Raw genomic sequence first — 10,836 nt, forward strand, 5'->3', positions numbered from 1 at the left:
CTCGGAAGGCAAAACCGAGACGGGTACGGGTACGTACCCGCACCCTAGGCGGATGGGAAGGAGCACGATGATGTCTGACGCCAATGTCCGTATCCCCGAAGAGGCCAAGGACCGGCTGGCCGCGATCGCGGCTGCGGAGGGTCTGTCGCTGCGCGCCTATCTGGCACGGTTGGCCGAGACGCTGCTGACGCCAGCGGAGCGTGCGGAGAAGGCCCTTGCGGCGCTGAAGGAGTGGAGCGGCTACGCGCCGTCTCCCTCGGAGCAGGACGACCTGGACCTCGAGCTGGACCGTCGCCTGGCGCAGGTGACCGGCCGGTGAGCGACGCCATGCACATCGTCCTGGATGACACGGCCATGGCTGCGGCAGAACAGGGCAACGTCCTGGCCTCCCGGCTCATCCACCGCGCTCACGCGCAGCCCGGCTGGTCCCTTTATGTCCCGGCGTGCGCGCTCGTCGAAGCCGATCGTGCGCGGCCCGGTACGGCGGAGCACCTGGCTTCTCTGCCTGGCATCACAGTCCTGGATCTGGACCTTTCCGCGGGGTTGGCCGTGGCTCGGGAGGAGACCGGGGCGGCTGCCCACAGCCGGTACGCGGCGCAGCCCATTCCTGACCGGCCGGACGGGGCGATCGTGGCGACCACTGAGCCGGGCCGGTGGGCCGGTGAGCAGGTCCGCGTTCTGGATCTCACGTCCTGAGTGTGCACTGGAAGGAGTCGGTCCCGCCGGAGCCTGTGGGACCGGTGTGCACCGGGCGTGACGTTGGTGTTGGCGTCGGCCTGTCATTCGTCACTCTGGTGGTACGGCGCTACCCGTTTCGGTGGTCTGCGGTCTGATGGCCGCCACAGCAACGTGGCCGGTGCCAGATACTCGGATGAGCGGGGTTACGCCGTGCGCTACCTGGATCAGGCGGCCAGGGGGCTCGTCGACAAGCGACGTCACTACTGGTCGATAAAGCGAGCGCGACCGCAGGCACCGTCAACTGCGCACTTCAACAATTCGTTTCCTGCATCGCTCGTTGGACTGAACGCACAGCTCCCACAGCACCTGCCCCCACCAGGCGGTCGTTCATGCGGTTCGACGCACCCCGTCTGGGGCGCGCCCGAGCGATAGGGATGCCATGGCGGGCAAGTTCACCTTCTTGAAGGAAGAGTTCCTGATCGAAGGGGAGTGGGGCGGCATCGACCTCGGCGCGTCGATGCGTCACCTGCGTGCCGGCATCGGGGCAGGGGGGGCAGCACGGTCTCGGAGGCCGCCTTCGCGGCACTGGGCGCTACCAATGTGGTCCTCACCCCGGTGATCGTCGAGCAGTGCGAAGCCATCAGGGTCCCGCGCGCAGCACGCCGCCGAGGTCTGCCGGATGGCGGCGCCACGGGCGGCTGCGGCCGGACACCGACCTTGTTGAGGAGCACGGACAGGTGGTCGGAGCGGAACGGCTGGCCCGTGCGGCGGCCGGGGAAGAGCCAGCGGGAGGCCGGGTTGGTGGCGGTGTCCATGTTGTCGCGGTTCGCGATGTGCTCCAGCAGGCGCACGGACGGCAGAACGAACGCACCCCTCGGTCAGTCTGCGGGGTGGCGTGGGCGGATCAGGAACCGCTACGCGTACGCCTTCTCCGGCTTTCAGACGGTCGAGAACTATTTGGAGCGCGGCCAGGTTCGTCGTCAGGCGGACCTTGGTGTACGTCCAGCCCTTTCGTGGAGTGAGGGACGCCTCGACGACATCGCCTTCGGCGCTATGGGCGAAGGCCACGAAGCTGGGCCACGGCTGACGGCGTTCGCTATTCCCCATGCATCCGAATGTTCCACCGGAAGCAGGGCTGCCACCAGCCCCCAACGGGCCATCCCTGCATGTGGTTTTGCCGGTACAGCAGTGCGGAGGAGCCTAGAGCCGATACCGGCTGGCGATCGCACACGGTCACCAGCAGGGTGGGGCCCACGAGGGACTGGCGACAGTTGAATAGGCGAGCCCACCAGTACCGCAGCCGGTTTCGACCGTGTCGCGAGGCGCGACGGACCGGGCGCGCCGCGGGTGGGGGCCATGGTGGAGTGGTGTCGGCGGTGGAGATGTCGATGGTTGGGCGCGCGCCGAGCGCTAACCGTTTATATAATTACTACTGGCAGGTGGTCGACTGTCGGTCGGGTGCGCCGATGGGGGTTCGTTCCGAGATGAAGGGCGGCGTCATGGACGTAGCGTCTTCTAGGGGTCACGTACTAGGCATGCAGGTCGGTGACTCCGAACCAGTTATCCACACCGACTTGTCCCATGATGAGGTTATCGAACTCGCATCTCGGGCAGACGAACGTATAGGTGCTCAAGCGAGGGCAGCCCAAGAGCAACTGAATAGAGTTCACGAAGAAATAATGCCAGATCCAGATAAAGTGGTGGAATACTATCTGCTGCACCATGCGCGATCCAAGGTTGACGACCTACTCCGGCTCGACCTGGAGAGCTTCGATCCTGAGGAGCACCGGACACGCGTTGAGGAGTACCATCGCTACGGACTCCCCGGCACCGTACTCCTTTATCGTGATCTCGGTTTTGGCGGCGATGGAGCGAGAGTATTCACAGTGCCGTGGCCAAAGTTCAGTTGGTCACCTTACAGGTTCAATGATATGGCTTCATCCGGGAAAGCATTCGGATTCAACATGCTCTTTGAGCGCACCTGGTACCGGGGGAGAGTCTTCTACATGATCGGCGTCCCGTACTTCGAACTCGATGATTTCCGTCGGGTTGAATTTAACGACATTGCCAGTTCGAAGTTCTGATAGGGGGATTGTCGAGGTAATCCCAGAAGGGGCCGCAGGCGGATGGGCGGGTACGCCTTCGCCCAGAGCTGGGAGCTGCACCTGCCGGTGGGCGACGACGATGCGCAGCGGCATCGATCCCTACAAAGATCCCTACCTGCCTGCAAGAAGGGTGGCGAGCAGCAGGTCAGACCTGTAAGACCCAATGGGTCTAAGAGGTCCTAACAAAGGCGTTGGACGTGGCGGTGCGTGATGAGGCAGGTCGCGAGGCCGAGGAGTGCTTCGTGGATGTCGTCGCGTCTTTCCCACCGGACGCGGAGGCGTCGGAAGCCGTGGAACCAGGCGATCGTGCGCTCGACAACCCAGCGATGGACCCCGAGGCCGGAACCGTGCGCTACTCCGCGGCGGGCGATGACCGGTTTGATGCCCTGAGCCCAGACCAGGCGGCGGTACTTGTCGTGGTCATAGCCGCGGTCCCCAAGCAGGACGTCGGGCCGTCGACGGGGACGTCCCACGAGCCCTGGGGCCGACGGGATCTTGGCGAGCAGGGGCATCAGCTGGGTGACGTCGTTGCGGTTTCCCCCGGTCAGGGACACCGCGAGCGGGATGCCCTGGCCGTCGACGAGGATGTGGTGCTTGCTGCCCGGCCGCGCGCGGTCGACCGGGCTGGGACCGCTTTTGGGCCGCGCCGAGCTGCCCGGACGTGGGAAGAGTCGATCACCGCCCGTGACCAGTCGAGCTGCTTCGCCGCCCGCAGCCTGGCCAGCAGCACGAGATGGAGCCGGTCCCAGACGCCGGCCTCATTCCAGGCAGCGAGCCGGTGCCAGCACGTCATGCCTGAACCGAAGCCCAGCTCCTGCGGCAGGTACTCCCACTGGATCCCGGTATGCAGCACGAACAGGATCCCGCAGAGCGCTTGACGGTCAGGAACTCTCGGTCGGCCGGGCACCAGCTTCGGCACAGGAACAGGCAACAACGGCTCTATCAGCGACCACAGTTCATCCGAGACGATCCACGGACGTGACTCTCTCTTCCCCACGAACAGCCCAACGAACAACCAAGCCGACAGTCACATCATCTGAGGCTTCTGTTAGGACCTCTAAGGCGAGTTAGGCAAGTCATGGAAGGGTCGCCCTAAGCCTCTCGGGCACACGGTCGGGCGTCGTGCTGGTCTGTTCTTCTCTGTTCTTCTGCTGACCACGGCGTTAGGGGTCGTCGTCCGGCCGCTCAAGGGTTCCGGGCGGGCCGCAACGCGACTGCCATACGGCGTTCACGCGAGGCGAGCGGCGGGCCTACGACCAAGGGCTGAGGGCCGGACCGTACTTCGACAGGACCCAAACCGGATCATGCCCCTTACTCTGGGGCCCATGACCGCCCTCGAACCGCGTGACGGGACCGATGCCGCGCGCCTCGCTCCGACCGAGACCGATCCATTGGCCGCGCCGCTGACCGGGCCGAAGGCCCCTCCGGTCGCCGCCGTCGTCGAGGGGGTGCTCGGGCGCACCTACCGGGCGCTCAGCATCGGCATCGTCGGTGGTCGTCCCGTTCCGCAGGCGTCGGGACGGCCGGTGGTCGGGTTGCCGCGCGGGACAGTGGTCGGTGGTGAAGGCGCTCACGGTGGCCGTGCGCCGATGACAAACATGCCGGGTGTCGGTGCCGGTGCCGGTGCTGGGCAGAACGGCGTAATCGGTGGACGTCGCCTTGCTGGTGAGACCGGTGGCGTGGTGGGTGGTCGCCCTCAGCAGCAAGGGCAAACCGGTGCGCGCCCCTTCACACCAGGAGGTACGGGCCTTGTGCGAGGGTCGGCATCAGGCGACGGGACGCGGAGCAGTGCTGGCATGGCGGGACGAGGTGCGGCGGGGCAGAAGCGCACCGGAAATAGTCGGCGGGACGAAGGCAGCGAGCGCCCCGATTACTTGACGGAAGACGAGGAAACGTGGCATCGGGGCGGGCGGCGCGTTACTCCTCCGGTTGTCGACTAAAGAGAAAGCGTCATAGGTGACCCATGCTTGCCCTTGCTCGTCGCACGGCCGTCGCGGTCACCGCGCTCGGCCTGCTGGTAGCCGCAGCTTCTCCAGCATCTGCCGAATCTGTACGGTCGAGGCAGTGGCACCTGGATGTCATGAAGGCAGATCAGATGTGGGCGACGAGCACGGGTGAGGGGGTGATCGTCGCGGTCATCGACTCGGGTGTAGACGCTGATCACCCCGACCTTCGGGGGCAGATCGTGAAGGGGCTGGACCTGGCACCGGGCTCTCCCGGCGATGAACGAGTCGACCACCGTTCCCATGGCACAGCCATGGCAGGGATCATCGCTGGCAACGGTGACACCGGAGGGGGGACTGGGGCATTTGGCCTGGCTCCCGGAGCTAAGATCATGCCCATCCGACTGAGAGATGACGAAGGCAAGGTAAACGGCGCTACTGGCAGCAAAAGTTTCAATGAGGATGTTCCTAAAGGAATCCGCTTCGCTGTGGATCACGGCGCCAAAGTCGTGAGTATTTCGCAAGCGAATTTGTTCGGGTCGGGTGAACTCGGCGCGGCTGTGCGCTATGCCCTGGAAAAGGGTGCGCTTGTTTTCGCTGCCGTAGGGAATTCCGCTGACAAGGGAAATGCCGTCGCCTACCCGTCCGGGACGCCGGGTGTTGTCGGTGTGGGGTCTGTTGGAAGGGACCTTCGCAGGTCCAAGTGGTCTCAGTACGGTCCGCAGGTCGATCTTGTGGCCCCTGGCGTGGACATCGTGCACGCATGTCCTGGAAGGACCCAGCTATGCCGCAGCTTTGGGACCAGTGACGCGACCGCGATCGCCTCCGCCTCGGCGGCCCTCATCTGGTCCAAGTACCCGGAGTGGACGAACAACCAAGTCCTGCGAGTCATGCTCAACACTGCGGGCGGTCCGATCAGCGGTGACAAGAGGTCCGACGGGATCGGTTACGGGATCGTCCGCCCCCGTATCGCGCTCAAGACCCCCGGCGACCCCGGACCCGCCGACGTGTACCCCCTCCCTGACCTCGCGGCAGCCGAGGCCGCGGCGTCGCCCGCACCGTCCAGGGCGGCCGGTGGTGCGGAGCGGAGTGACGAACCGACCGCCGGAGCGACCGACGAGGGCGCCGGCACCACTCTCTGGATCGGCCTGGGGGTGGGCGCGGCTGTTCTGGTGGGGGGCGTGGTGGCCGTGGGGATCGCCCGCTCGCGGCGTCGGAAGGCTGCCGCCGTACCACCGGCACCGCCGATGTATCAGCCGCAGTACGCGTACGGGCAGCCCCCGCAGCCGTATCCGCCCCACCCGGCCCCTCCCGTACCCCCTGGGGACGACGCGCCGCACGGCGGTCCTCACGGGTACGGCGGCCCCACGGCTTGAAGCCGCACCCCAACTCGGGGCGTTGACGGTCGACACCGGCTGGCTCGGGGTCGCCATGCGAACTTTGGCCATTACATGGCGCATTCAGCCCAGAAGGGCTTGGGCTGTCATGGGCGCTGACTACGGTAAGGCTGCGTCAGGCTTGGCGCGTTGCACAGTGGCCCTATGGGAACCCGGTCATGCGCGGGCTTCGTGAGGGCTGGTCGGTGGAGCTGCGCTTGTTCGCGCAGGCTTGGGTGAACGAGTACGGGGGAGTCATGGCGTTCGACGCTGAATGGTCGGAACTTCGCGCAGAATCGGCCCAACGGGTCGGCACGCGCCTCAATGCCGCTCCTGCCGCCCCAGGAAGCCCGCAGGGTCCCGCTCAGGCCGACCTGGCTGTCAACCAGGACAACCTGGGCGCCATCGGTCATGACGCGTACGAGCTGAGGACGCGGCTGTCGGAAGACGGCGATCACGCCCGGCCCGCGACCTTCGACGCCGCCATCGCGCTCACCAACGGCAACTTCGCCGGCGGCTCCGCGCTGTTGAAGGTGCACGACCGCTGGCAGACGCACCTCAAGACGCTCCTCGACGCCTGCGCCCAGATATCGAACCACCTCAACTACACGAAGTCCGCGCACCAGAAGGACGATGTCCAGATCGCCGGCGACCTGCTCAGCGTCTCCAAGCTCAACGACTATCTGAAGTAAGCAGCAGGGGAGCGGGAGTGCTGAAGTACGAGGACATCGTGGATGCTCCGGTCGGCAAGGTGAAAGAAGCCGCCGACAGCTGGGCGGAGATGGTCGCCAAGTTGGAGCGGTTGGTCGAGGTCGCGGTCGACGGTATGAAAGTCAAGGCGGACAAGGCGGAGTGGGCGGGGGTGAACGCAGGGGTCACCAGGGGGTTCATCGGGAAGACCGCCAAGGAGTTCGAGGACGCCGTGGCGGAGGCCAAGGGCGTCAAGCTCATCCTGGAGGACGCGTACGCGGCCATCAAGAAGGCCAAGGACGACCTGGTGCGCATTCGGGACGTGGATGGGCACGAGGCGGGCATCCACGTGGATGCCCGGGGCAGGGTCACGCCTCGGCGTCCTCTGGAGAAGGACGAGGCGGCGCGGCACGATCCCGGCTATCCGGCGTTGCTGCACCGGCAGAGGGAAGCCGTCGAGAGTTGGCAGAAGAGGATCGACCTGATCGTCGACAACTGCAACGACACCGACGTCGCCCTCAAGCACGCCCTTGAGGCCAACGTCACCGACGGCAAAGACTTCAGCAGCCCGCAGTACAAGAGCCTGGACCAGGAAGAAGCCGCTCGCGCCGCCTCCCTCGCACTCAAGGGGCGTGACCTCACCCACCGCGAACTCCAGGCGCTCAACGCACTGCTCCACGACAACGGCAAGTCGGCGGAATTCGCGAAGGGGTTCTACGAGAAGCTCGGCCCCGAGAGATCTCTCGCCTTCTTCGGTCAGCTCTCCACGGACACGCACGACTACGCGAAGCTCGACGAGGAACGTCTTGCGGACGTCCAGGCACTCCAACAGAACCTCGGCCTGAACCTGGCCACCGCATCGCACGACAAGACGTTCTCGGCCCACTGGGGCCCGGAGCTGCGCAAGCTGGGCACGGAGCAGATCCCCCTGTCGAGGTACGACACGAGTGGCGGCCCGTACGGGTACCAGTTGCTCGGTGGCATCATGCGCTACGGAAACTACGACGCGAGGTTCCTGAACCCCATTGCCGAGCATGTGGCGCAACTGCATCAGAAGGACCCGTACAGGTTCGCCGGCAACAAACAGGTCAACGGCTTCCTGGACCATCCCTTCAACCCCTCGGGCAAGAACGGCTCCGGCTACGACCCGACCACGGCCATGCTGGAGGCGCTGGGAAACAGCCCGGACGCCGCTAAGCGCTTCTTCACCGAGGCCCCGACCGCGTACAACGAGGACGGGACCGTCAAGGCGGGGGCAACCGCCGATCTCGGCAAGGGCGAGGCCGACAGTCTGGTCGAGAACTACCTCGACTTCTTCGGGAACGGCGCGTGGGAAGCGTTTCCGGACATGAACTCCAACGACCCGGAGAAACTGGCCCCCACGCTCCAGTACATGCCTGACGCACTGGGCCGCGCCCTGGAGGCCGCAGCGCTCGGCTATCCGGCCGGTCACCCCGATGCGGGCGTGGTCCGGGATGCCGACAACGCCGCGGTCATGCGGCAGGTCATGGAGAAGTACGGCGTGAACGCCGGACTGCTCAAGCAGCAGGAAGGGTTGGCTGACAGCCTGGGAATCATGGGCGCCGGGTACATCGACGACATCAACTGGGCATTGGACAATGGCATTTCCAGCAGCGTGTTCGCTCCGGTTGAAGGGCGGGAGGGTCACGTGGCCTTCGATGAACAAGAAGGTGTGGGAAGGGGTGTCACCCGCCACTTCCTCAGTGCACTCGGCCAGCATCCGGACGCCTACGCCACTCTCTCCACTGCGGAACAGGTGTACACGAGGAGTGTGCTCGAAGCCCAGGTGGGGCCCGAAGGGAAGATCAACATGGGATCGGCCCGCTCAGCCGTGCATGTCGGTGCCGAGGTGCAGGGCATGATCGACGAGTCCCGAGCCGACCAGGTCGAAGCGGACCACATGAAGGTGCACGAGGAGTACGAGAAGGCCGTGGCCAAGCGTGCGGGCTGGGTGGAGTTCGGTGCGGCGGCGGGTATCGCGGCAGGCGTGGCTTTCCTGCCGGCGACGGCCGCTGTGGGTGCTGCCGCTGTGCTGATCCCCTTGGCGGTTGATACCGCCGGTGGTGCTGCGGGGCAGGTCATTGGTCAGATGGTGGGAGAAGTCTCGGACAACTCGGTCGACAAGAGCAAGGAAAAGGCCGAGGACCTCACCCAGGAGGAGCGGAACAGAATCTACCGTTCCGGCGAGAGTATGGCGGAAGCGCCGATGGACGATTTCCTTGCACTGCATACGACCCAAGAGGACTCAGTATTCCGCCAGGATATGAAGGAGTCGATGCGGTTGGGTTATGCGACCGGAAACGATCGCGAGAACCAGCAGGGCGGCGGGCCGGAGACGGGATGAAGGCGCTGAAGTCCGGAAGTGGAAGGCGTGTGTGTGAAGTGCGATCCAGGCGTGTAGTGGCGGCTGCGGTGGTCATGGTCCTGGGTGTCGGCGGTATGTCGGCGTGCAGCTCGGATGAAAAGCCGCTGTCGCCTTATGTGGATGCGGCGGAGGTGTGTGGTGGGGTGTTCGCCGGTCGTGGGGAGGAGTTGCTACGGGAGGTGACCGGGGCGAGTTCCTTCGAGCGGCTTCGTGAGGGCGGTATGGATGCGGTGGTCGAGGATCTCAAGAAGGGCTATGCGTCGAGCCGTAGCTGGTCCTGGGGCGAGGATCTCTGCAAGCTGTATGCAGAGGACGGAAGTCTCCGCGACAAGACCGATATCTCGTTCTATATGTACGCTCCCAGTGATGTCGGGAAACCGAATGGTCGAGAGGAGCAGAGGTTGTTCTCGTTGGGTGAGGAGGCGGAGGCGCGTCCGCAGGCGGCCAGTCTTTACTTCGAGTGTGTCACTCCGCAGTTGGAGGGTTCCGAGGATCGTCCCCTGCGCATTTTCGGAGGATTGGGTAAGGCCCTGGATCGGGGTGCGGCCGTGGAGAACTTGGTGGCCAATATGAGAGTTCTCCATATCGCCTCCCTCGCCGTGGCGAAGGAGATGGAGTGTGAGGGCAACGCTGGTCTGCCTGAACAGCTGGGTCCGGATTTGCAGCCTCTGCCGAAAGTCGAACCCAGTCGTAGGCGATGAAGGGTGGCGGCGGAACCCGTGGGCGGGTTCGGTCGAAGGCGCGTGGGTGGCGGGGTGAGCGTGTGGAAGTTTCCAGGGTGTAAGGCGCTGGCGCGGCGGCTGCGGTGGTCGCTCTCGGAGTCAGTGCGACAGCCTGCGGATCGGGCCCGGAGTTCCAGTCTCCCTTCGTGGACGCGGCGGAGGTGTGTGATGGGGTGTCCGCCGGCCGTGGGGAGGAGTTGCTACGGGAGGTGACCGGGGCGAGTTCCTTCGTGCGGCTTCGTGAGCGCGGTATGGATGCGGTGGTCGAGGATCTCAAGAAGGGCTATGCGTCGAGCCGTAGTTGGCCCTGGGGCGAGGTTCTCTGTGAGCTGTCCGTAGAGGAAAAAAGTCTCCGCGACGATACGAACATGCAATTTCGTATGCACGCTCCTGGTGATGTCGGAAAACTGAATAATCGTGAGGGTCAGAGGTCGCTCTCGTTGGGTAGGAAGGCGGAGGCGCGCCCACAGGCGGCCACTCTGCGCTTCGAACGCGTCAGTCCGCAGTTGGAAGGTCCCAGGGATCGCCCCCCTGCGTATTTACGGAGGATTGGGCATGGCCCCGGATCGCGGGATGACCGTGGAAAACTTGGCGGCCAACATGAGCTCCATAATCGCTTTCGTCGCCGTGGCGAAGGAGCTGGAGTGCGAGGACGACGGGGGCCTGCCTGAGAAGCTGGGTCCGGATATGCAGCCCCTGCCGTGAAGGGCGCGGACCTGCGTGTGCTCTTCCCGATCCCGATCCCGCTTCCGTGGAGGCGTGCCGTCCCGCCCGTCCATGGAAACGGAGAAGGCGAAGTGGGGGGGAACCCCGGAGGGGGAAACCCCCCCTCCCTCTTTTTGTGCCCCCCCCCGCCCCGCGCCCCCCTCCCCGTCCCCGCCCGGCCCCACGCCTTCGTTTCCCTTGTTCTCCTCCGTGACCGTAAGCCGCATTCTC

8 protein-coding genes are annotated in these 10,836 nt (G+C 65.3%); 7 read left to right on the forward strand and 1 reads right to left on the reverse strand.

The window, feature by feature from the left end; translation table 11 throughout:
* Window positions 1-70: 70 nt before the first annotated feature.
* The 3 genes from ACZ6EJ_RS10215 to ACZ6EJ_RS10225 all read left to right on the forward strand — a co-directional run bounded on the left by ACZ6EJ_RS10215 (window position 71) and on the right by ACZ6EJ_RS10225 (window position 2,762).
* On the forward strand, window positions 71-319 hold the full coding sequence (locus ACZ6EJ_RS10215) for a hypothetical protein (protein ID WP_469265983.1): 249 nt from the start codon (window positions 71-73) through the stop codon (window positions 317-319).
* Between the two features lie 8 nt (window positions 320-327).
* The gene (locus ACZ6EJ_RS10220; protein WP_469265984.1) at window positions 328-696 is read left to right on the forward strand and encodes a PIN domain-containing protein; all 369 of its coding nucleotides are present in this window, start codon (window positions 328-330) and stop codon (window positions 694-696) included.
* A 1,448-nt stretch (window positions 697-2,144) separates the two neighbouring features.
* On the forward strand, window positions 2,145-2,762 hold the full coding sequence (locus ACZ6EJ_RS10225) for a hypothetical protein (protein WP_469265971.1): 618 nt from the start codon (window positions 2,145-2,147) through the stop codon (window positions 2,760-2,762).
* Window positions 2,763-2,962: 200 nt separating this feature from the next.
* Here the strand turns inward: ACZ6EJ_RS10225 and ACZ6EJ_RS10230 are convergent.
* A protein-coding gene (locus ACZ6EJ_RS10230) for an IS5 family transposase (RefSeq protein ID WP_469265986.1) occupies window positions 2,963-3,753 on the reverse strand; the annotation gives its coding sequence in 2 pieces (ribosomal slippage) (window positions 2,963-3,423 and window positions 3,423-3,753; 792 coding nt in all).
* A 993-nt stretch (window positions 3,754-4,746) separates the two neighbouring features.
* On the opposite strand from ACZ6EJ_RS10230, the gene mycP reads away from it, so the two are divergent.
* The 4 genes from mycP to ACZ6EJ_RS10250 all read left to right on the forward strand — a co-directional run bounded on the left by mycP (window position 4,747) and on the right by ACZ6EJ_RS10250 (window position 9,879).
* A complete protein-coding gene (mycP, locus tag ACZ6EJ_RS10235) occupies window positions 4,747-6,102 on the forward strand; it encodes a type VII secretion-associated serine protease mycosin (protein ID WP_469265973.1) in 1,356 nt (451 codons plus the stop codon).
* A gap of 257 nt (window positions 6,103-6,359) precedes the next feature.
* Window positions 6,360-6,794, forward strand: coding sequence for a hypothetical protein (locus ACZ6EJ_RS10240; RefSeq protein WP_469265988.1), 435 nt, complete (start codon window positions 6,360-6,362; stop codon window positions 6,792-6,794).
* Between the two features lie 17 nt (window positions 6,795-6,811).
* Window positions 6,812-9,157: a hypothetical protein gene (locus tag ACZ6EJ_RS10245; RefSeq protein ID WP_469265975.1), complete on the forward strand. Its 2,346-nt coding sequence runs from the start codon at window positions 6,812-6,814 to the stop codon at window positions 9,155-9,157.
* On the forward strand, window positions 9,154-9,879 hold the full coding sequence (locus ACZ6EJ_RS10250; RefSeq protein WP_469265977.1) for a hypothetical protein: 726 nt from the start codon (window positions 9,154-9,156) through the stop codon (window positions 9,877-9,879). Before ACZ6EJ_RS10245 ends, ACZ6EJ_RS10250 begins: the two co-directional genes overlap by 4 nt.
* Window positions 9,880-10,836 lie beyond the last annotated feature (957 nt).

The organism is Streptomyces sp. NPDC041970 (assembly GCF_055588985.1).